The sequence below is a fragment of the Pseudomonas sp. SWRI22 genome, assembly GCF_014268395.2.
GTDB classification, from domain to species: domain Bacteria; phylum Pseudomonadota; class Gammaproteobacteria; order Pseudomonadales; family Pseudomonadaceae; genus Aquipseudomonas; species Aquipseudomonas paracarnis.
Map to the genome: position 1 here is coordinate 2,234,639 of NZ_JABWQK020000001.1, position 20,169 is coordinate 2,254,807.

20 protein-coding genes are annotated in these 20,169 nt (G+C 61.4%); 13 read left to right on the top strand and 7 right to left on the bottom strand.

Features of this window, described 5'->3' with window-relative positions:
- Positions 1–28 precede the first annotated feature (28 nt).
- Positions 29–1,378, bottom strand: coding sequence for an aspartate aminotransferase family protein (locus tag HU730_RS09935; RefSeq protein WP_034125913.1), 1,350 nt, complete (start codon positions 1,376–1,378; stop codon positions 29–31).
- A 126-nt stretch (positions 1,379–1,504) separates the two neighbouring features.
- On the opposite strand from HU730_RS09935, the gene HU730_RS09940 reads away from it, so the two are divergent.
- The 6 genes from HU730_RS09940 to HU730_RS09965 all read left to right on the top strand — a co-directional run bounded on the left by HU730_RS09940 (position 1,505) and on the right by HU730_RS09965 (position 7,563).
- Positions 1,505–2,425 carry a LysR family transcriptional regulator gene (locus HU730_RS09940; RefSeq protein WP_034125912.1) on the top strand — a complete coding sequence of 307 codons (921 nt, stop codon included), beginning with the start codon at positions 1,505–1,507 and terminating at the stop codon, positions 2,423–2,425.
- 88 nt (positions 2,426–2,513) lie between these two features.
- Positions 2,514–3,908: a nucleobase:cation symporter-2 family protein gene (locus HU730_RS09945; RefSeq protein WP_034125911.1), complete on the top strand. Its 1,395-nt coding sequence runs from the start codon at positions 2,514–2,516 to the stop codon at positions 3,906–3,908.
- Positions 3,909–3,995: 87 nt separating this feature from the next.
- Positions 3,996–4,655 carry a TetR/AcrR family transcriptional regulator gene (locus HU730_RS09950; RefSeq protein ID WP_034125910.1) on the top strand — a complete coding sequence of 220 codons (660 nt, stop codon included), beginning with the start codon at positions 3,996–3,998 and terminating at the stop codon, positions 4,653–4,655.
- Between the two features lie 12 nt (positions 4,656–4,667).
- Entirely contained in the window at positions 4,668–5,249 is a 582-nt protein-coding gene (locus HU730_RS09955) for a YigZ family protein (RefSeq protein WP_186527443.1), read from the top strand.
- Positions 5,250–5,305: 56 nt separating this feature from the next.
- The gene (locus HU730_RS09960; RefSeq protein ID WP_047712496.1) at positions 5,306–5,992 is read left to right on the top strand and encodes an SDR family oxidoreductase; all 687 of its coding nucleotides are present in this window, start codon (positions 5,306–5,308) and stop codon (positions 5,990–5,992) included.
- Positions 5,993–6,204: 212 nt separating this feature from the next.
- Positions 6,205–7,563, top strand: coding sequence for an 8-oxoguanine deaminase (locus tag HU730_RS09965; protein ID WP_096143479.1), 1,359 nt, complete (start codon positions 6,205–6,207; stop codon positions 7,561–7,563).
- A 135-nt stretch (positions 7,564–7,698) separates the two neighbouring features.
- On the opposite strand, the gene HU730_RS09970 is transcribed toward HU730_RS09965, so the two are convergent.
- Complete coding sequence (locus HU730_RS09970) at positions 7,699–8,790, bottom strand: calcium:proton antiporter (protein ID WP_186527442.1); 1,092 nt, start codon at positions 8,788–8,790, stop codon at positions 7,699–7,701.
- Between the two features lie 193 nt (positions 8,791–8,983).
- On the opposite strand from HU730_RS09970, the gene HU730_RS09975 reads away from it, so the two are divergent.
- Positions 8,984–9,937: an adenosine deaminase gene (locus HU730_RS09975; RefSeq protein WP_186527441.1), complete on the top strand. Its 954-nt coding sequence runs from the start codon at positions 8,984–8,986 to the stop codon at positions 9,935–9,937.
- A gap of 137 nt (positions 9,938–10,074) precedes the next feature.
- On the opposite strand, the gene HU730_RS09980 is transcribed toward HU730_RS09975, so the two are convergent.
- From HU730_RS09980 to HU730_RS09990, 3 genes are all read right to left on the bottom strand, one after another.
- Positions 10,075–11,445 (bottom strand): MFS transporter, encoded by a 1,371-nt coding sequence (locus tag HU730_RS09980; RefSeq protein WP_034125906.1) that lies wholly within the window; start codon positions 11,443–11,445, stop codon positions 10,075–10,077.
- A gap of 97 nt (positions 11,446–11,542) precedes the next feature.
- Positions 11,543–12,229, bottom strand: a complete 687-nt coding sequence (locus HU730_RS09985; protein WP_034125905.1) for a helix-turn-helix transcriptional regulator — start codon at positions 12,227–12,229, stop codon at positions 11,543–11,545.
- 134 nt (positions 12,230–12,363) lie between these two features.
- Positions 12,364–13,293 (bottom strand): LysR family transcriptional regulator, encoded by a 930-nt coding sequence (locus HU730_RS09990; RefSeq protein ID WP_034125904.1) that lies wholly within the window; start codon positions 13,291–13,293, stop codon positions 12,364–12,366.
- Positions 13,294–13,410: 117 nt separating this feature from the next.
- Between HU730_RS09990 and HU730_RS09995 the strand changes: the two genes are divergently transcribed.
- From HU730_RS09995 to HU730_RS10005, 3 genes are all read left to right on the top strand, one after another.
- A complete protein-coding gene (locus HU730_RS09995; RefSeq protein WP_003188253.1) occupies positions 13,411–13,704 on the top strand; it encodes a putative quinol monooxygenase in 294 nt (97 codons plus the stop codon).
- A 137-nt stretch (positions 13,705–13,841) separates the two neighbouring features.
- Positions 13,842–14,855, top strand: coding sequence for a zinc-binding alcohol dehydrogenase family protein (locus tag HU730_RS10000; RefSeq protein ID WP_186527440.1), 1,014 nt, complete (start codon positions 13,842–13,844; stop codon positions 14,853–14,855).
- 146 nt (positions 14,856–15,001) lie between these two features.
- On the top strand, positions 15,002–15,181 hold the full coding sequence (locus HU730_RS10005; RefSeq protein ID WP_014716767.1) for a hypothetical protein: 180 nt from the start codon (positions 15,002–15,004) through the stop codon (positions 15,179–15,181).
- Between the two features lie 8 nt (positions 15,182–15,189).
- Here the strand turns inward: HU730_RS10005 and HU730_RS10010 are convergent, their stop codons facing one another.
- Together HU730_RS10010 and HU730_RS10015 are read right to left on the bottom strand one after the other, a co-directional pair.
- Entirely contained in the window at positions 15,190–16,383 is a 1,194-nt protein-coding gene (locus HU730_RS10010; protein ID WP_034125901.1) for a multidrug effflux MFS transporter, read from the bottom strand.
- An 86-nt stretch (positions 16,384–16,469) separates the two neighbouring features.
- Positions 16,470–16,667 carry a cation transporter gene (locus HU730_RS10015; protein ID WP_072445975.1) on the bottom strand — a complete coding sequence of 66 codons (198 nt, stop codon included), beginning with the start codon at positions 16,665–16,667 and terminating at the stop codon, positions 16,470–16,472.
- Between the two features lie 147 nt (positions 16,668–16,814).
- Between HU730_RS10015 and HU730_RS10020 the strand changes: the two genes are divergently transcribed.
- The 3 genes from HU730_RS10020 to cueR all read left to right on the top strand — a co-directional run bounded on the left by HU730_RS10020 (position 16,815) and on the right by cueR (position 20,043).
- Entirely contained in the window at positions 16,815–17,195 is a 381-nt protein-coding gene (locus tag HU730_RS10020) for a hypothetical protein (RefSeq protein WP_034125899.1), read from the top strand.
- Between the two features lie 248 nt (positions 17,196–17,443).
- Positions 17,444–19,645 (top strand): heavy metal translocating P-type ATPase, encoded by a 2,202-nt coding sequence (locus tag HU730_RS10025; RefSeq protein WP_186527439.1) that lies wholly within the window; start codon positions 17,444–17,446, stop codon positions 19,643–19,645.
- The gene (gene cueR, locus HU730_RS10030; protein WP_003188242.1) at positions 19,642–20,043 is read left to right on the top strand and encodes a Cu(I)-responsive transcriptional regulator; all 402 of its coding nucleotides are present in this window, start codon (positions 19,642–19,644) and stop codon (positions 20,041–20,043) included. The genes HU730_RS10025 and cueR overlap by 4 nt, the downstream gene beginning before the upstream one ends.
- The last annotated feature ends 126 nt before the right edge of the window (positions 20,044–20,169 follow it).

Below are 20,169 nucleotides of genomic sequence, written 5' to 3' on the forward strand. Positions count from 1 at the left end.
GAAAAATTGTTCTATATAGAAGGAGAAATCAGTCGATCTTGTTCAGCACTTCGCCGACCGCGTCAAACAGACGGTCCAGGTCCTGCGGCTGGCTGTTGAAGGTTGGCCCGAACTGCAGGGTGTCGCCGCCAAAACGCACATAGAAACCGGCCTTCCACAACGCCATGCCGGCCTCGAATGGACGCACAATGGCATCTCCATCACGTGGGGAAATCTGAATCGCACCGGCCAGGCCGTAGTTGCGAATGTCGATCACATTCTTGCTGCCCTTCAAACCGTGCAGCGCATTCTCAAAGTGCGGCGCGACTTCGGCTACGCTCTGCACCAGGTTTTCTTTCTGCAACAGGTCCAATGCCGCCAAGCCCGCCGCGCAAGCCACCGGGTGCGCCGAGTAGGTGTAGCCGTGGGGGAATTCCACTGCGTATTCCGGCGTCGCCTGGTTCATGAAGGTCTGGTAGATCTCGCTGCTGGCAATCACCGCGCCCATCGGGATCGCGCCGTTGGTGACTTGCTTGGCAATGCACATCAGGTCCGGGGTCACGCCGAAGCTGTCGGCACCGAACATCGAGCCGGTGCGGCCAAAGCCCGTGATCACTTCGTCGAACACCAACAGGATATTGTGCTGGTCGCAAATTTCGCGCAGACGCTTGAGATACCCCTGCGGTGGCACCAATACCCCAGCGGAACCGGCCATAGGCTCGACAAATACGGCCGCAATGTTCGACGCGTCATGCAGCTCGATCAGCTTGAGCAACTCATCGGCCAAGGCAATACCGCCCTGCTCCGGCATGCCCCGGGAGAAAGCGTTGCTGGCCAGCAAGGTGTGAGGCAGATGGTCAACATCCATCATCGCCTGGCCAAACAGCTTACGGTTACCGTTCACACCGCCCAGGCTGGTACCGGCAATGTTCACGCCGTGGTAACCACGGGCGCGACCAATCATCTTGGTCTTCGTGGCCTGGCCTTTCAGGCGCCAGTAGGCCCGCACCATCTTCACCGCCGTATCGGCACATTCAGAGCCCGAATCGGTGAAGAACACATGATTCAGGTTGCCTGGGGTCAGCTCGGTGATTTTTTCCGCCAACTGGAAGGACAACGGATGACCGTACTGGAAGCCTGGAGAGTAGTCCAAGGTGCCCAATTGCTTGGCGACCGCTTCCTGGATTTCCTTGCGCGTATGCCCGGCGCCACAGGTCCAAAGGCCCGACAACGAATCATAGACCTTGCGCCCCTTGTCATCGGTCAACCAGCTACCTTCGGCGGCCACGATCAGGCGTGGATCGCGCTGGAAGTTGCGGTTGGCGGTGTAAGGCATCCAGTGCGCATCCAGCTTCAATTGGCTGGCCAGGGACGATGGGGCGTTTTCGGGCATGTTCATCAGCAAAACCTCGCAGGGCAAAAGGCAGCGTCGGGATTGAAAAAGCGTTGTTGCAGCTAAATTGCCACGGGGATAAAGTCGGTGAAATCCAACTCTTCTAACCTTCAGTCAGGACTTCACTAAACTATGAGCAGCCGTCGTCCCGACCCTTTGGCCCAAGTCAGTGACTTCGATATTCGCCTGCTGCGCATCTTTCGCAGCGTAGTGGAGTGCGGCGGCTTCTCGGCAGCGGAAACCGTTCTCGGCATCGGGCGCTCGGCCATCAGCCAGCAGATGAGCGACCTTGAGCAACGACTAGGGCTACGACTCTGCCAACGCGGCCGCGCCGGTTTTTCCCTGACGGAAGAAGGCCGCGAGGTCTATCAATCTGCCCTGCAACTGCTGAGTGCCCTGGAAAGTTTTCGCACCGAGGTCAACGGCCTGCACCAACATTTGCGCGGCGAGTTGATCATTGGCCTCACCGATAACCTTGTCACTCTGCCCCATATGCGCATCACCCACGCATTGGCGCAGTTGAAAGAACGCGGCCCGGACGTGCAGATCCAGATCCGCATGATCGCCCCCAATGAAGTGGAGCAAGGCGTACTCGACGGTCGCCTGCACGTCGGTGTGGTGCCCCAGGCCAGCGCACTGTCGGGCCTGGAATACCAGCCGTTGTACAGCGAACGTTCCTTGCTCTATTGCGCGGTCGGCCACCCGCTGTTTTACGCCGACAACAAGCAACTCGACGACGAGCGCGTCGACAGCCAGGACGCCATCGCCCCCACCTTCCGCTTACCTGCGGAAATCCAGGCCCATTACCAGGCGCTCAACTGCACCGCCAGTGCGTCAGACCGTGAAGGCATGGCGTTCCTGATTCTCACCGGGCGTTATATCGGCTACCTGCCCGATCACTACGCCAGCCTGTGGGTACAACAAGGCCGACTGCGTGCGCTGAAACCGGCTACACGTTTTTACGATTTGAGCCTGGCATCGGTCACGCGCAAGGGCCGTCGCCCTCATTTGGTGCTGGAAAGTTTCCTGGAAAGCCTGGCCGCCACCCGCTGATTCGGGCCTCGCGCAAAAAGCTGAGCATATGGACAGCTTTTTGCAAGGACTCAAGGACCTTGAACCGTCCGCCTTGAGTTGACCCGCCATGCCCCCAAAATCCTCCAGCCCCAGCGACCTCATCTACGGCCTCAACGACCGGCCGAAACCACTGCCGGCTCTCCTCGCGGCGCTGCAACATGTATTGGCGGCGTTCGTCGGCATTATCACGCCGCCTCTGATTATTGGCTCCACCCTCGGCCTCACCGCCCACTTGCCCTACCTGATCAGCATGGCGTTGATGGTTTCCGGCGTAGGCACCTTCATCCAGGCACGCAGGCCGTTTGGTATCGGTGCCGGCATGATCTGCCTGCAAGGCACCAGCTTTGCGTTTCTCGGCGCGGTGTTGTCTGCAGGCTTTCTGGTGAAACAACGCGGCGGCAGCCCGGAAGACATTCTGGCGATGATTTTCGGCGTGTGCTTCTTCGGCGCGGCGGTACAGATTGTATTGAGCCGCTTTATCGGCCAGCTGCGCCGCGTGATCACACCGCTGGTGACCGGCATTGTGATTACGCTGATCGGCATCAGCCTGATCAAAGTGGGCATCACCGACCTCGGCGGCGGTTTCAATGCACCGGACTTCGGCGCCCCCGCCAACTTGGCGCTGGGCCTGTTCGTTGTACTGACGATCATCCTGCTCAACCGCTCGAACACGCCCTGGGTACGCCTGTCGGCCATCATCATCGGCCTGGCCCTGGGCAGCCTCGCGGCGTGGTTCAGCGGTAAACTGATTCCCCAGGCTTTGCCTGACCTGCCATTGGTCAGCCTGCCTACACCATTCCGCTTTGGTTTCAACTTCGACTGGAGCGCCTTCCTGCCGATTGCGCTGATTTATCTGATCAGCAGCATCGAAACCGTCGGCGACCTCACCGCCAATTGCATGATTGCCCGCCAGCCTATCAGCGGCCCTTCTTATATAAGCCGGCTCAAGGGCGGCGTCCTCGGCGATGGGGTGAGCTGCATGATCGCCGCCACTTTCAGCGCTTTCCCCAACACCACGTTTGCGCAGAACAATGGTGTGATCCAGCTCACCGGCGTGGCCAGCCGTTACGTCGGTTTATACATCGGCGTGTTGCTGTTCTGTCTGGGCCTATTTCCGCTGATTGGCGCCGTGCTGCAGCAAATCCCCAAGCCGGTGCTGGGCGGCGCGACCCTGGTGATGTTCGGCAGTGTGGCCGCAGCCGGCGTGCGCATTCTCGCCCAGGCACCGCTGGATCGACGCAGCATGCTGATTATCGCCACCTCGTTCGGTGTTGGCCTGGGTATCGCCGCGCAACCTAACCTGCTGCACCTGATGCCGACACTGGTGCAGAACCTGTTCGACTCCGCCATCACCAGCGGCGGTATCACCGCCATCCTCCTGTGCCTGTTACTGCCGGAGGCCAAGGCAAGTACCACCGCCGCAAACCACACCCCGGAACGCGACAGCCTGGAACCGCTTTGACGGTTTTATTGCATCAGGACTTGTCTGAGGCTTGAGGGTGGGTTATCTGTGCACACGTCGTCTCTATCGATCAGCACGGAAACCTCCATGAGCCTCGAAGTTCCTGCCCACAGCAACCACGGCGGTAAACCCGCCAGCCGCATTCGGCAAAAGAATGAACAAGCGATTCTCCAGGCTGCTGAAGATGAATTCGCGCGCCATGGCTACAAAGGCACCAGCATGAACACCATCGCTGCCAGCGCCGGGCTGCCCAAGGCCAACTTGCACTATTACTTCACCAACAAGCTGGGCCTGTACATCGCAGTGCTGAGCAACATCCTCGAACTCTGGGACAGCACCTTCAACGCGCTGACCGCCGAGGATGACCCGGCCGTGGCGCTCGCTCGTTACATCCGCACCAAGATGGAATTCTCGCGCCGCCAACCCCAAGCCTCGCGGATCTTCGCCATGGAGATCATCAGCGGTGGCGAATGCCTCACGGAATATTTCGGCCAGGACTATCGGGCCTGGTTCAGTGGCCGTGCCGCAGTGTTCCAGGCGTGGATCGACGCCGGCAAAATGGACCCCGTCGACCCCGTGCATCTGATCTTCCTGCTGTGGGGCAGCACCCAGCACTACGCTGACTTCGCCACCCAGATCTGCCGCGTCACCGGTCGCACCAAGCTGACCAAGCAGGACATGGAAGATGCCGGCACCAATCTGATCCATATCATTCTCAAAGGCTGCGGCATCAAGCCAGCCCTATAAACGAAGCGATTTATGTCTTTTACGCTCACCGGTTTTTGCGAGTTTCGTGAAGAAATACGCAAAAGCCGCTTTATCACCTTGGCGGCGCCGATTACCAGCCCGCAGGACGCCCAAGCGTTTTTCGAGCGACACAGCGACCTGAACGCCACGCACAACTGCTGGGCCTGGAAGCTGGGCGATCAATACCGCAGCAGCGATGACGGCGAACCCGGTGGCACCGCCGGGCGCCCGATCCTCGCGGCCATCGAGGCCCAGGGCTTTGATCAGGTGGCCGTCTTGGTGATCCGCTGGTACGGCGGCATTCAACTGGGCACGGGTGGCTTGGCCCGTGCCTATGGCGGCGGGGCCAATAAATGCCTGCAAAATGCCGAGCGCATCGAGCTGATCAGCCGCGTACCTCTGAGCTGCGCCTGTGGCTTCTCCGAACTGAACCTGGTGAAGCTGCGTGTCGCTGAACTCGGCGGGCTTGTGGTGGAAGAAACCTTCTCCGCCAATGGCGTAGAGCTGCAGCTCGCCCTGGGGGAGGCGCACATCGACACCCTGCAAACCCAGCTCGCCGACCTGAGCCGTGGGCGCATCCTGCTCGAACGCTGAAACTGCTACTGTTATGCGCTGAACTCCCTGAACTGCGATTTCAAAGGAAGCCTTTCATGTCTACGCCAAAAACAGCACTGATCATCGGCGCCTCGCGCGGGCTGGGCCTTGGCCTGGTCAAGCAACTGCTCCAGGACGGCTGGGACGTGACCGCCACCGTGCGCGATCCGAACAAGGCTGATGCCCTGAAAGCCGTGGGGCCGGTGCAGATCGAGAAGTTGGATATGGACGACCAGCAAGCCGTGATCGCCCTAGCCCAACGCCTGAAAGACCGCACCTTCGACCTGCTGTTCGTCAACGCTGGCGTCAAGGGCCCGGCCAACCAGGAGCCCGGCCACGCGACCCTGGCGGAAGTCGGCCAGTTGTTCTTCACCAACGCCGTGGCGCCAATCAACCTGGCCCAGCGCTTTGTCGGGCAGATCCGCAAAGACACCGGCGTGCTGGCCTTCATGAGTTCGGTACTGGGCAGCGTGACCATTCCCGACGGCTCGGACCTGGCGCTGTACAAGGCCAGCAAGGCCGCCCTCAATTCGATGACCAATAGCTTTATCACGCAACTGGGCGAGCCCAAGCCGACGGTGCTGTCGCTGCATCCAGGTTGGGTGAAGACCGACATGGGCGGCGAAAATGCCCACATCGACGTCGAGACCAGCGTGCGCGGCCTGGTGGACCAGGTAAATGCCTACACCGGCAAAGGCGGCCATCACTTCGTCGACTACAAGGGCGACACCATCACCTGGTAACCACCCTCCACTGTAGGAGCGAGCTTGCTCGCGAAGAACGCCCAAGCACTGCGTTAAACCAGACTGCCCGCGTCATCATTGACGATTTTCGCGAGCAAGCTCGCTCCCACAGAGGTAAACTGCCCACCTCGCCCTCCCCGGCGACCCTGGATCAGCAGACAGGGCAACACTGAGCTGGCAAACCTGAACCCATCATTCAGAGGAGCCGGCCAATGCCTGCGACCCGTATCTGGTTAAAAAACCCCCTCGCGATATTCACTGCCAATCGCCTTGATGCCCGTGGCGGCCTGGTGCTGCAAGACGGTGTCATCACAGAAGTGCTGGCCCAAGGGCAGGCACCTGCACAACCCTGCGCACAGGTGTTCGATGCCCGCGAGCATGTGGTGCTGCCTGGGCTGATCAATACCCACCACCACTTCTATCAAACCCTGACCCGCGCCTGGGGCCCAGTGGTCAACCAGCCGCTGTTTCCCTGGCTGAAAACCCTGTACCCGGTATGGGCGCGGCTCACCCCGGAAAAACTCGCCCTGGCCAGCAAAGTCGCCCTGGCCGAATTGCTGCTCTCGGGCTGCACCACGGCGGCCGATCACCACTACCTGTTCCCCGATGGTTTGGAAAACGCCATTGATGTGCAGGTAGGCAGCGTGCGTGAACTGGGGATGCGCGCCATGCTCACCCGCGGTTCCATGAGCCTGGGCGAAGCCGATGGCGGCCTGCCGCCGCAGCAAACGGTGCAGCAAGGCCAGGTGATTCTCGAAGACAGCCAGCGCCTGATCCGCGAATATCACCAGCGCGGTGACGGTGCGCAGATCCAGATCGCCCTGGCGCCGTGCTCGCCGTTTTCCGTCACCCCCGAAATCATGCAAGCCAGCGCCGAGCTGGCCAACCAGCTGGACGTGCGCCTGCACACCCATTTGGCGGAAACTCTGGATGAGGAAGATTTCTGCCTGCAACGCTTCGGGCTGCGTACCGTTGATTACCTCGACAGCGTCGGCTGGCTCGGCCCGCGCACCTGGCTGGCCCACGGCATTCACTTCAACCCGGACGAAATCGAGCGCCTGGGCGCAGCCGGCACCGGCATCTGCCATTGCCCAAGCTCGAATATGCGCCTGGCCTCCGGCATCTGCCCCACCCTGGACCTGCTTGCCGCCGGCGCCCCGATCGGCTTGGGCGTGGACGGCTCGGCCTCCAACGACGCTTCGAACATGATCCTTGAAGCCCGCCAGGCCCTGTACATCCAGCGCCTGCGCTACGGCGCGGAAAAGATCACCCCCGAAGGCGTATTGGGCTGGGCCACCAAGGGCTCGGCGCAGTTGCTGGGGCGCACAGACATTGGCGAGTTGGCCGTCGGCAAGCAGGCGGACCTGGCACTGTTCAAGCTCGATGAGCTGCGCTTCTCCGGCAGCCATGACCCCATTTCCGCACTGCTGCTGTGCGGCGCGGACCGGGCGGATCGAGTGATGGTTGGCGGCAAGTGGCGGGTGATCGATGGTCAAGTCGAAGGCCTGGACCTCAAGGGCTTGATCGCCGATCACAGCCAGGCCGCGCGCCATTTGATCGCGGGCACCTAAGCCAGGCGCCAATCAAAATGTGAGAGCGGGCTTGCTCGCGAATGCGGTGGTTCAGTCACAGATGTACTGACTGACACACCGCATTCGCGAGCAAGCCCGCTCCCACATTGGGTCTGCGGCGCCTTTCAAATCGGGTTACAGCCCCAACAGCGACAGCATGATAAAGGTCGCAAACAACACAAAATGCGTCATCCCTTCTATCGCATTGGTTTCACCATCGTTGAGGTTGATCGCGCTGACGATCAGCGTGATAAACACCATAACCGTTTGCACCGGCGTCATCGCCATCTGGAACGGCTGCCCGGTGTAGAGCGCCATGGCTTCCATCACCGGCACCGTCAGGATCACCGTGGACAACGACGCCCCCAGCGCGATGTTGACCACCGATTGCATGCGGTTGGCCAACGCGGCGCGCAATGCCGTGAGGATTTCCGGAGCGGCCGAGATAGCCGCCACCACAATCGCGGTAATCACTGGTGGTGCGCCTGTGCCTTCCAGGCCCAGGTCGAGGGTCTTGGACATCACCTCGGCCAGCGCGCCAATCACGATCACCCCAAACACCAGGGTCGCAATGGAAAACGTCAGGCTGACAGACCGCGCGTGCTCGTCTTCCGGCTGTTTCTTACGGCGTTTCTCCGGGTAGCTGTAGCTGAAGAAATAACTGTGCGGCCCCACCTGCATGCGCAGGAACAAGGTGTAAAGCACCACCATCGCGCCAATGGTGAAAGCCGAGTAAATTTTCCAGTCCGCTTCGGGGATAAATTCCGGTACCACCATCGACACCCCCATGGCGGTAAGAATCATCACACTGTAGGTGCGCGCCGAGTCATCGTTGTAGGACTGTTCGCCATGCTTGATGCCGCCCATCAGCGCGGCCAGGCCGAGGATACCGTTGATATCGAGCATCACCGCTGAGTAGATGGTGTCGCGCACCAGGGTGGGCGATGGCTCGTTACTCATCATGATCGCCAGGATCACCACTTCCACCAATACCGCGGCGAGGGTCAGGATCATGGTGCCGTAGGGGTCGCCGACTTTTTCCGCCAACTGTTCGGCGTGATGGGCCACGCGCATCGACGCCATCACGATAAACGCGATCAGCGCAAAGCCGGCCAGCAACGCAACCAGTTGGCCGCTGTGGAGCATCCAGTGCTCCAGCGGGTAGGCGGCGATGGCGGCAATCAGCGCCAGCAGCATGAATTTTTCTTGCTTGAGGGATGTGAGCATTCCGGGCCTTTTCGTACAGCGAATCAGTCATTGATGGGGTACAGACTGCGCCGAGCCGCTAACGTTTCGTTACACCTTAGTTCAGGCCGCCCTTGCGTGAGTGACAGAAATACTCTCCTGCTGGTCAGGTTTTGCCGATTATTTCAGCCATGGCCTGTAGAATGCCGCCATTGCACCTGATGAGATTTTAAAAATGTACGATTGGCTCAACGCCCTGCCCAAGGCTGAATTGCACCTGCACCTGGAAGGCTCGCTGGAGCCTGAGTTGCTGTTCGCCCTGGCCGAGCGCAACAAGATTGCGCTGCCATGGAACGACGTCGAAACCCTGCGCAAAGCCTACGCCTTCAACAACCTGCAAGAGTTTCTCGACCTGTATTACAAGGGCGCCGATGTGCTGCGCATGTCCCAGGACTTTTACGACCTGACCTGGGCTTACCTGCTGCGCTGCAAAGCCCAGAACGTGATCCACACCGAACCCTTCTTCGACCCGCAAACCCACACCGATCGTGGCGTGCCGTTCGAAGTGGTGCTCAACGGCATCGCCGCTGCGCTTAAAGACGGCGAGCAGCAACTGGGCATCACCAGCGGTTTGATCCTCAGCTTCCTGCGCCACCTGAGCGAAGACGAAGCGCAGAAAACCCTCGACCAGGCGCTGCCGTTCCGTGACGCGTTCGTGGCCGTGGGCCTGGACAGCTCGGAAATGGGCCACCCACCGAGCAAGTTCCAGCGCGTGTTCGACCGTGCCCGTCACGAAGGCTTCCTGACCGTGGCCCACGCCGGTGAAGAAGGCCCGCCCGAGTACATCTGGGAAGCCATCGACCTGCTGAAAATCCAGCGCATCGACCACGGCGTGCGCGCCATCGAAGACGAGCGCTTGATGCAGCGCATCATCGACGAACAGATCCCGCTGACGGTATGCCCGCTGTCCAACACCAAGCTCTGCGTGTTCGACGACATGGCCCAGCACAACATCCTCGACATGCTCGAGCGTGGTGTAAAAGTCACCGTGAACTCGGACGACCCTGCCTACTTCGGCGGTTATGTCACCGAGAACTTCCACGCGCTGCACACCTCCCTGGGCATGACCCAGGACCAGGCCAAACGCCTGGCGCAGAACAGCCTGGATGCGCGGCTCGTGAAACCGTAACTGAATAGACTTGGACTCAACCTGTGGGAGCTGGGTTGCCTGCGATAGCGGTGTATCAGCCAGCCTCTTATTGCCTGACCTACCGCTATCGCGGGCAAGCCCGGCTCCCACATGGCCCCCACATGGCCCCATCGGCTTCAAGCCTGGGTGAGTTCTTCCAGGGTCTTGCCCTTGGTCTCCATCCCGAACAGCCACACCACCAGCGCCGCCACCGCAAAGCACAGCGCGCCCAAGGCAAATACCCCGCCCTGCCCGGTTATCGGGAACACCAACCCGGTCACCAACGGCCCCAGCAACGAACCAACCCGCCCAATCGCCGACGCAAACCCCGAGCCGGTTGCACGTGCCGAGGTGGGATACAACTCCGGCGTGTAGGTGTACAGCACCGCCCACATGCCAAACAGGAAGAACTGCATCAACAACCCCGAGGTGATCAGCAGGCCCACGTTGCCGCCAAACACTGCGCTCTGCCCATACAGAAACGCCATCACCCCGCCGCCCAGCAGGGTCACCACGCACACAGGCTTGCGTCCCCAGCGCTCCACCAACCACGCGGCCATCAAAAAGCCTGGGATTCCGCCCAGGGAAATGATCACCGTGTAATACACCGACTGAGTCACGGCAAAACCCGATTGCTGCAACAACGCACTCAACCACGACGTCAGCCCGTAGAACCCAAGCAGGGCGAAGAACCACACACTCCAGATCATCATCGTGCGTTGGCGGTACTGCGCCGACCACAGCTGCTGGAACGCGGAGAAAAACGTCCCCGGCGCACTCTCGATCCGTGGCAGGGCAATTGGCTCCGGCAAGTCGGCACGGCCCAGGGAATCGCGCACCTTCTGCTCGATGCCAAGCAAGACCTTGTCCGCCGCCTCATGGCGCCCAGCCTGTTCCAGCCAACGCGGCGACTCCGGGATAAAGAAACGGATGGCCAGCACGAACACCGCCGGTACCGCCAGCACCAGGAAGATGTCGCGCCAGCCAATCACCGGTAACAAGAAGTAAGACAGTACGCCCGCAGCCACAAAGCCCAACGGCCAGAAACCATCCATCAAGGCGATATAGCGCCCGCGTCTTTTAGCGGGGATCAGCTCCGACAGCATCGACTGGGCAATGGGAAACTCCATGCCCATGCCAATGCCCAGCAGGATCCGAAACAACGTCAGCGTCTCCACCGTCTGGGCCGTGGAACACAAGTAGCTCGCCAACCCCCAGAGGACGATGCTCCACTGAAACACCGGTTTGCGACCGAATCGATCAGCAAGCATCCCGGACAGAGAAGCGCCCACCACCATGCCGAAAAAACTCGAACTGGCCAGCAACCCGGCCTGGGCCGTGCTCAGGCCAAACTCGGTTTTGATCGAGCCCAACAGGAAGGTCATCATCGCCAGGTCCATGGAGTCAAAGAAAAACGCCAGGGCGATGATGATGAAAATGATTCGGTGGTAACCGCTGATGGGCAACCGTTCCAGGCGTTCCGCCGCGCTATAACCCTGCCTACCCATGCCACACCCCTCGTATGAAAAATCCCCCTTGCGAGTGTGCGGCATCGTTTGCGCCGGCTATTGCTGGATGCGACCTGACGACAGCTGAGAACGACGCCTACAGCTTGGCAATGCGAGCTATGTGCTCAAGCCCCAGGTCATTGACCGACAAGGCCCGTGACTCGTTGATCACGCTGATCCAGTTCGCCTGCAGAAACAGTTGCATCAAGCCCGCCCCCAACGCACCGCCCAGGTGGGGTTGCTGCTGGCTCCAGTCGAAACAGTCGCAGGCCAGCGGCGATGCCAATGCCTGGGTAAAAATGCCCAGCTGCGCCAATGCCTGCACGCCATTGGGCGTCACCTCTGTACGCGGCTCATGGCGCTCGATCCACCCGGCCTCAAGCATCCGTTGATACAACTGCGCCGCCAGCTCGCCGCCGAGGTGGCCATGGCACCAGCGGGCACGGCGCAGCAATGGCGGTGCGCGCAGCGCCGCTGGCAAAACATCAGGTGTGCTGCGGGCCGCGCTGGCCATAGTGGTGCTGGCCAGCGCATCAATGGCGGCACTGACATCGGCCGCCGCTACACGAAACAGGCGCTGGCCCCGCCGCGCCTCGATCCGCAACAGGCCGCTGCCGGACAGCCGCGCCAAATGTGCATTGGCTGACGCCGGCGACAGCCCGGCCAGCGTCGCCAGTTCTTCGGAAGTCTTCGCCGAACCGTCCATCAAGGCCCAGAGCATGGCCGTGCGTTTAGGCTCGGCGAGCAAGCTGGCGATCTGACTGATGCAAGGTGCTGCTCCCATGTATTCACTCCCTGTTAAACCATTTTTCTGCTGCGGTTGACGCCCAAGTATAGGTGCGCAGGCAGGAGGTTCCCCGGTGTCTGACGGTGCAAATCAGGACAAGATATGAGTGAAACTTCCGAGCGTGGCGCAGGCTATTGACGAGAAGCCATTCGTCCCGGTCGCTGGGCCGTCAATGTCGCACAACGGGACACGAGCATGTCCCGCAGCAGATTGATGGGTTTACTCAATTGCGCACGGTGGGCGCACAGCAGGTTGAGCGGGGTGCGCTCGCCCTGCAGTTCCGGCAGGATCAGACGCAAGCGCCCGGCCAGCACATCGGTGCTCACATCCAGCCAGGACTTGTAGGCGATGCCCATGCCCGCCACCGCCCAGCGGCGCACCACATCGGCGTCATCGCTGAAGCGATCGCCGCTGACCGTCAGGCCCACATGGCGCTTGCCATCGTAAAAACCCCAGTGGTCGTGGACGCGGCTGCCGAGCATGTACAGCAGGCAATTGTGCTGGGCCAATTGCTCCAGATGGCGCGGCTCGCCATGCCGGGCGAGGTAACTGGGGGCGGCGCAGAGTACGCGAATATTGTCCGGAGCAATGGGCAGCGCAATCAGGCTGGAGTCTTCGGGTTCGCCGTAACGCAGGGCAATGTCCACGGGCTGGCGGAACAGGTCGGCGATGCGATCACCGAGCAACAGGCGCACGTTCAGTTGCGGATGCTCCTGCTGGAACGCATCCAGCCACGGCAACAGTTGGTTGCGGCCGAAATCCGAGGGTGCCGACAATTGCAGCACACCACTGACATGATCCTGGCCACTGGCCAATAGGCGCCGCCCTTCATCCAGCGCGCTCAGTGACGCCCGCGCGTACGCAAGGAAGCCCTCGCCTTCGGCTGTCAGGCGCAGGCTGCGGGTGGAGCGCGCCAGCAAGCGCGTACCCAGTTGCTGTTCGATACGCTTGAGCGCGGCACTGGCCACCGCCGGTGACAGGTCCATGACCCGCGCCGCAGCCGACAGGCTACCCAAGTCGGCGGCCCGCACAAACAACTGCAAATCATCAAAACGCAGCATGCATTTCCGCTCATTATCAATATTTGGTTGAAACAGCCTGCTGTTTTAGCCGCTTTTATCGGCGTGGGAAATAGCCAATCATCTGCCCATCCCGTTAGCCCGTGCCCGGAGTCGACTATGTCCACCGCTTTTAATGTCATCGCCACGCTGATCGCCAAACCCGGCCAGCACGCCACCCTGGAAACCCTGCTGCGCGGCCTGCTGGAACCGACCCGCCTGGAAGCCGGTTGCGAGCAGTACGACCTGCACCAGGACCTGCAGCACCCCGAGACTTTCTACATGCTCGAGCGCTGGAGCGACGACGCTGCACTGGCCGACCACGACCAGAGCGCGCATATCCAGAGCTTTCGCGCCAAGGCCGCCGATGTGATCGAACACTTCGAACTCAAGCGCCTGAAATTTCTCGCCTGATCCCGCCTTTTTTGTAGGAACGAGCGTGCTCGCGAAAACCCCAACGACGAGGCGCGAAACCAGAAACACCGCGTCATCGTTAACGATCTTCGCGAGCAAGCTCGCTCCTACCTTGACCGTATTCACTTGGAGTCATCATGAAAGCCATCGCCTACTACGCCTCACTGCCGATCACCGATCCAGAATCCCTGCAAGACATCGAACTACCAGCCCCCGTGGCCGGCCCCCGTGACCTGTTGGTGGAAGTCAAAGCCATCTCGGTCAACCCGGTGGACACCAAGGTGCGCCAGAACGTCGCCCCGGAAAATGGCGCCGCCAAGGTGCTGGGTTGGGACGTGGCGGGTGTGGTCAAGGCGGTCGGCAGTGACGTGACGTTGTTCAAGGCCGGCGACAAGGTGTACTACGCCGGTTCCCTGGTACGCCCAGGCGGCAACAGCGAATTGCACACAGTTGATGAGCGCATCGTCGGCCATATGCCCCAAAGCCTGGGGTTTGCCGAGGCGGCCGCATTGCCGTTGACCGCTATCACTGCGTGGGAGCTGTTGTTCGAACGTTTGCAGGTGACTGAAGGCAAAGACGATCAAGGCCAGAGCCTGCTGATCGTCGGCGCTGCCGGTGGTGTGGGGTCGATCCTGACTCAGTTGGCCAACCAGCTCACCGCGTTGAAGGTCATCGGCACCGCCTCGCGCCCCGAGACTCACGCATGGGCCAAGGCCCTGGGAGCACACGTGGTGATCGACCACAGCCAGCCGCTGAGCGAAGTGTTGAAACAGGCCGGGCACGGGCAAGTGACCCACGTCGCCAGCCTGACCCAGACCGAGCAACACCTGGACCAACTGGTCGAAGCACTGCAACCCCAAGGCAAGCTGGCGTTGATCGACGATCCCAAGGCCCTGGATGTGAGCAAGCTCAAGCGCAAGAGCCTGTCGCTGCACTGGGAGTTCATGTACACCCGTTCGATGTTCGAAACGCCAGACATGATCGAGCAGCACAACCTGCTCAACCGCGTGGCCGAACTGATCGACGCCGGCACCCTGAAAACTACGGTAGGCGAGCACTTCGGTGTGATCAATGCAGCAAACCTGCGCCGCGCCCACGCCCTGCTGGAAAGCGGCAAGGCCAAGGGCAAGATTGTGCTGGGAGGGTTCTGACAAAACGGCTGTCAGTGTCGTCTGTTATCCACGTAGGTAACGGACGACACCATTAGTCCGAGAGTTGATCCTTGTCATATTTATGCGCCCGTTCAGGTTTATATTGGCCGCCTTTGCCACGATTCTTTTACGTGAGGAAGTCAGCAATGAAAATCCTGATAAAAGCGTTAGCAAAATCCCCCGGCAGCCAATGGCAAGTTCGTCTCGACGGCGAGGCCATCACCTTTCGCAGTGAAGCCGAGGCCCGCGCCTTCGCCGACACGCTGCAGGCCCGGATCCAGGCGCCCCATCGCTTCCCCCTCAACCAGCAACGTTCCGCTGGCTAAACCGAACTTCAGACCTGCGCCTGTACGGCCCTTGCCCGTTGCAGGCGCTGGGTCGCCATGGCAATGGTCACCGCCAGCACCCCGCAGAGGCTGATGACCATGGCCATCGGCATCGCCGTGCCGTCGTGCAACACACCAACCAACGACGCCGCCCCTGCAGCCACACCGAACTGAATGCAACCGAGCAACGCCGATGCGCTGCCGGCCCGAGCCCCCTGCCCGCTCATGGCACAGGCCGAGGTATTCGGCAAAATGCAGCCCAGACTGGCGATACAGATAAACAGCGGCACCAATAACGGCCATAGTGCCTCAGTGCGCAACGCGGCAATTCCCAACAGCGTCAACGCCGCCGCCACGTACACCCACACGGTACGCGACAACAAAAACGCCGGGCCGCGCTTGGCCAGCAAGCGTGCGTTCAGTTGCGCCACCAGGATAAAGCCCGCGGCGTTGGAGCCAAACAACCAGCCGTAATGCTCGGCCGGTACGCCATAGAGCTTGATAAACACGAAGGGGGAACCGGCGATGTAGGCAAACATTCCGGCAATCGAGATACCGCCGGTCAAGGCATAGCCCAGGTACACCCGGTCTGACAGTAGCGAGCCGTAGCGGCGCAACGAGCCCGACAACGGCTGACGCGGCTGATCGGCCGGGAAGGTTTCCGGCAACCCGACCGCCACGGCGATGGCCGCCATCACGCTGAACAACGACAACGCCAGGAAAATCGACTGCCAGCCCCACACGCCGACCATCAGGCCACCGGCCAACGGCGCCAGGATCGGGGCCAGGCCGGTCACCAGCATCAGTTGCGAATACACCTTGGCCGAACCCACGGCATCGCATTTGTCACTGACCACCGCCCGGGAAATCACCATGCCCGCACACCCGCCAAGGGCCTGCACGAAGCGTGCACCGATCAGCCATTCCAGGGACGGCGCATACGCACAAGCGAAAGACGCGAGGGTAAACAGGGTGACGCCGCTGAGCAACGGCACGCGCCGGCCAAAGCGGTCGGCCAGCGGCCCGTAGATCAATTGGCCAATAGCCAGGCCCGCGAAATACACCGCCAGGGTCAGCTGGATATGTTTTTCGTCAGTGGCGAAGGCCGAGGCCATTGCCGGAAATCCCGGCAGGTAAAAGTCGATCGCCAACGGCGCGAAGGCGCTCAAGGCGCCCAGAATCAGGATTATGCGAAGGTTCATCAGACACCCAAGTGAGTCGGCAGCTCGACAGTCTAGCCGCGCTTGGGTGCCATGAACATTACGTTAGGTGGCTAACGATCAGAAAATCACGCCAACTTGACGCTGTAGCCTTCCTCGGCAATCAGGTCGATCACTTGGTCAGAGGACAGACTGCTTGCCACCCGCACTTCCTTAGCCTTCAAGTCGACTTCCACACTTGCCGCCGAATCCTGGCTCTGTACCGCCTGGGTCACCGCTTTAACGCAATGGCCGCAGGTCATTCCTTCAACGCTGAATATTTGCATGACATGACTCCTTTGATGAGGTTGAGCCCAGTGTCGAGCTTGCCATGATGGCAAGGTCAAGTTCTCAGTATTTCTGCCGGGCTGGTATTCGGCGGCGGCGTCGTCCAAGCTTCAACCTCCCTAGCTGTGAACCATGGAGCATTCGCCATGCGCTGGTCGTTTTTTGCCCTTGCCGGCCTGATGAGCTTGCCTGCCGCTGCGCCCCAGGCCCTGGCAGCTGAAGATTATGCGGTGCTGATTATTTCCCGCGAACGCCTGGAAGTGCCGACCCACTGCGAGATCGGCCTGTATATCCAGGACCAACTGGCCGGGCGTCTGTTCCAGGAACAGGCCACCTCCTTCAACCTTCCCCCCGGCGATGTGTCGCTGCGCCTGAAAGTGTTGCCGAGTCAGGCCCCCGGCTGTCTGCCAGGCATGCTCGCGCCTCCCGCGCAGAACATCACCTTGAAAGCCGGGGATGTACGCAAATTACGCATTGCACTGGGCCCGGACGGCATGTACCTCAAAGCGGCGAAACTGGAATACTGAGTAACCCCACGATCGTTCTTACGCTCTGCGTGAGAACGCCTCATCGGACGCGCTGCGTCCAGAGTACAAGGCACTGCTTCAACGCCAGGGTGACGCGGAGCGTCACGGGCTGCATTCCCACGCAGAGCGTGGGAACGATCGGCGCAGAGCGTGGGAACGATCGGCGCAGAGCGTGGGAACGATCGGGCTTGACCTTCCCCACAGGTTAAGGTTGATCCTAGTGGCAACTTCTTCTGGAGGACTGCCCCATGAATGGATCCACCACCTTTGACCTGCCCATCGGCGGCATGACCTGTGCCAGCTGTGCCGGGCGGGTCGAACGCGCGCTGGGCAAAGTGCCTGGCGTGCAACGTGTCAGCGTCAACCTGGCCAATGAGCGCGCGCACATCGAAGTACAGGGCCAGATGGACCCCAGCGTGCTGATCGCCGCTGTCGACAAAGCCGGCTACACCGCCACCCTGCCCCAAAGCGAAACCGCCACCGACGCCGATCAAGCCCGGCGCCTACGCCGCGAGCGCTGGTCGCTGGTGGCGGGCATTCTGCTGGCGCTGCCCTTGGTGCTGCCGATGCTGGTAGAACCCTTCGGCCTGCACTGGATGCTCCCCGCCTGGATACAGTTTGCCCTGGCCACGCCGGTGCAATTCATCCTGGGTGCGCGCTTCTATGTCGCCGCGTGGAAAGCCGTGCGCGCCGGCGCCGGCAATATGGACCTGCTGGTGGCGATCGGTACCAGTGCCGGCTACGGCTTGAGTATCTATGAATGGCTCACCGCCGCCCCAGGCGTGACGCCGCACCTGTACTTCGAAGCCTCGGCGGTGGTGATCGCCCTGGTGCTGCTGGGCAAATACCTGGAAAGCCGCGCCAAGCGCCAGACCGCCAGCGCCATCCGCGCCCTTGAAGCCTTGCGGCCGGAGCGGGCGATTCGCGTGCAGGACGGCCGCGAAGAAGACGTCGCCATCAGTGCGTTGAAGCACGGCGACCTGGTGCTGGTCAAACCCGGCGAACGCTTCCCGGTGGACGGTGAGGTGGTGGAAGGCCAGAGCCATGCCGATGAAGCCCTGATCAGCGGCGAAAGCCTGCCGGTACCCAAACAACCCGGCGACGCGGTCACCGGTGGCGCCATCAACGGTGAAGGCCGCCTGCTGGTGCGCACCCTGGCCCTGGGCGCGGAAAGCGTGCTGGCGCGCATCATCCGCCTGGTTGAAGACGCCCAGGCCGCCAAGGCGCCGATTCAGAAACTGGTGGATAAAGTCAGCCAGGTGTTCGTGCCGGCCGTGCTGGTATTGGCGCTGATTACCGTAGTGGGCTGGTGGCTGTATGGCGCATCCCTGGAAACCGCCATCATCAATGCGGTGGCCGTATTGGTGATCGCCTGCCCTTGTGCCCTGGGCCTGGCCACACCGACCGCGATCATGGCCGGCACTGGCGTCGCCGCACGCCATGGCATCCTGATCAAGGACGCCGAAGCCCTGGAGCGCGCCCATGCCGTGAGCGCCGTGGTGTTCGACAAAACCGGCACCCTCACCTCAGGCGCGCCCAACATTGCGCATTTGGCGGCCGTGGATGGTGACGAAGCCCTATTGTTGCAACAGGCCGGCGCCCTGCAACGCGGCAGTGAGCACCCACTGGCCAAAGCCGTGCTGGATGCTTGCCGCGAAAGAGGCTTGGACGTGGCCGATGTGAGCGCCAGCCAATCCCTGACCGGGCGCGGCATTGCCGGTACGCTCGACGGTCGGCCATTGGCGCTGGGTAATCGCCGCTTGCTGGAAGAGACCGGCCTGGACGCAGGCGATTTAGGCCCGCGTGCCAAGGAATGGGAAGCCGAAGGCCGCACCTTGTCCTGGCTGATCGAACAAGGCGCGCAACCTCGTGTGCTGGGGCTGTTTGCCTTTGGCGACACGCTCAAGCCCGGCGCGTTGCAAGCCGTGCAACAACTCAAGGCGCAGCACATCAGCAGCCACCTGATCACCGGCGATAACCACGGCAGTGCACGGGTGGTGGCCGAGGCCCTGGGCATCGACGATGTGCATGCCGAGGTACTGCCCGCCTATAAAGCCGCTGCCGTGGCCGAGCTGAAAAAAACCGGCGTGGTGGCCATGGTCGGCGACGGTATCAACGATGCACCAGCCCTGGCCGCTGCCGATATCGGCATCGCCATGGGCGGCGGCACCGACGTGGCCATGCACGCCGCCGGTATCACCTTGATGCGTGGCGACCCGCGCCTGGTGCCGGCCGCCCTGGAGATCAGCCGCAAGACCTACGCGAAAATTCGACAGAATCTGTTCTGGGCCTTTGTGTATAACTTGATCGGCATTCCCCTGGCCGCCTTCGGCCTGCTCAACCCGGTACTGGCTGGCGCCGCCATGGCCTTGTCCAGCGTCAGCGTGGTGAGTAACGCCCTGTTGTTGAAAACCTGGAAACCCAAGGAATTGGAGGATCAACGCCCATGAACATCGGCCAAGCCGCCCGCACCAGCGGGCTAAGCGCGAAGATGATTCGCTACTACGAATCCATTGGCCTGCTGAAAACCGCCCACCGCACCGACAGCGGCTACCGGGTGTACGGCCACGACGACCTGCACACCCTGACGTTCATCAAGCGCTCGCGAGACCTGGGGTTTTCACTGGAAGAAGTCGGCAAGTTGCTGACCCTGTGGGAGGACCGCCAGCGGGCCAGCGCCGACGTAAAAGCCCTGGCGCGCCAGCACATCGACGAGCTGAACCACAAGATTCGCGAGCTGGGGCAACTGCGCGATACCTTGCAGGACCTGATGGAGCACTGCCAGGGCGATCACCGGCCCGATTGCCCGATCCTCAAGGAGTTGGCAGCGGGCAACTGCTGCGCCTGACAGACAGCACGCAATGATCGTTCCCACGCTCCGCGAGGGAATGCCGCTTTCGACGCTCCGCGTCACGCTTTAGGACGCAGAGCGTCCAGGGATGCATTCCCACGCAGAGCGTGGGAACGATCAGCG

Bases quoted from the DNA above. Each gene is read 5' to 3' on its own strand.
- HU730_RS09985 (WP_034125905.1), bottom strand. From the start codon at position 12,229: ATGGGAGCAGCACCTTGCATCAGTCAGATCGCCAGCTTGCTCGCCGAG.
- HU730_RS10020 (WP_034125899.1), top strand. From the start codon at position 16,815: ATGCGCTGGTCGTTTTTTGCCCTTGCCGGCCTGATGAGCTTGCCTGCC.
- HU730_RS09995 (WP_003188253.1), top strand. From the start codon at position 13,411: ATGTCCACCGCTTTTAATGTCATCGCCACGCTGATCGCCAAACCCGGC.
- HU730_RS10000 (WP_186527440.1), top strand. From the start codon at position 13,842: ATGAAAGCCATCGCCTACTACGCCTCACTGCCGATCACCGATCCAGAA.
- HU730_RS09935 (WP_034125913.1), bottom strand. From the start codon at position 1,378: ATGAACATGCCCGAAAACGCCCCATCGTCCCTGGCCAGCCAATTGAAG.
- HU730_RS09980 (WP_034125906.1), bottom strand. From the start codon at position 11,445: ATGGGTAGGCAGGGTTATAGCGCGGCGGAACGCCTGGAACGGTTGCCC.
- cueR (WP_003188242.1), top strand. From the start codon at position 19,642: ATGAACATCGGCCAAGCCGCCCGCACCAGCGGGCTAAGCGCGAAGATG.
- HU730_RS09940 (WP_034125912.1), top strand. From the start codon at position 1,505: ATGAGCAGCCGTCGTCCCGACCCTTTGGCCCAAGTCAGTGACTTCGAT.
- HU730_RS09975 (WP_186527441.1), top strand. From the start codon at position 8,984: ATGTACGATTGGCTCAACGCCCTGCCCAAGGCTGAATTGCACCTGCAC.
- HU730_RS09950 (WP_034125910.1), top strand. From the start codon at position 3,996: ATGAGCCTCGAAGTTCCTGCCCACAGCAACCACGGCGGTAAACCCGCC.
- HU730_RS09945 (WP_034125911.1), top strand. From the start codon at position 2,514: ATGCCCCCAAAATCCTCCAGCCCCAGCGACCTCATCTACGGCCTCAAC.
- HU730_RS09960 (WP_047712496.1), top strand. From the start codon at position 5,306: ATGTCTACGCCAAAAACAGCACTGATCATCGGCGCCTCGCGCGGGCTG.
- HU730_RS10005 (WP_014716767.1), top strand. From the start codon at position 15,002: ATGAAAATCCTGATAAAAGCGTTAGCAAAATCCCCCGGCAGCCAATGG.
- HU730_RS10010 (WP_034125901.1), bottom strand. From the start codon at position 16,383: ATGAACCTTCGCATAATCCTGATTCTGGGCGCCTTGAGCGCCTTCGCG.
- HU730_RS09965 (WP_096143479.1), top strand. From the start codon at position 6,205: ATGCCTGCGACCCGTATCTGGTTAAAAAACCCCCTCGCGATATTCACT.
- HU730_RS09955 (WP_186527443.1), top strand. From the start codon at position 4,668: ATGTCTTTTACGCTCACCGGTTTTTGCGAGTTTCGTGAAGAAATACGC.
- HU730_RS10025 (WP_186527439.1), top strand. From the start codon at position 17,444: ATGAATGGATCCACCACCTTTGACCTGCCCATCGGCGGCATGACCTGT.
- HU730_RS09990 (WP_034125904.1), bottom strand. From the start codon at position 13,293: ATGCTGCGTTTTGATGATTTGCAGTTGTTTGTGCGGGCCGCCGACTTG.
- HU730_RS10015 (WP_072445975.1), bottom strand. From the start codon at position 16,667: ATGCAAATATTCAGCGTTGAAGGAATGACCTGCGGCCATTGCGTTAAA.
- HU730_RS09970 (WP_186527442.1), bottom strand. From the start codon at position 8,790: ATGCTCACATCCCTCAAGCAAGAAAAATTCATGCTGCTGGCGCTGATT.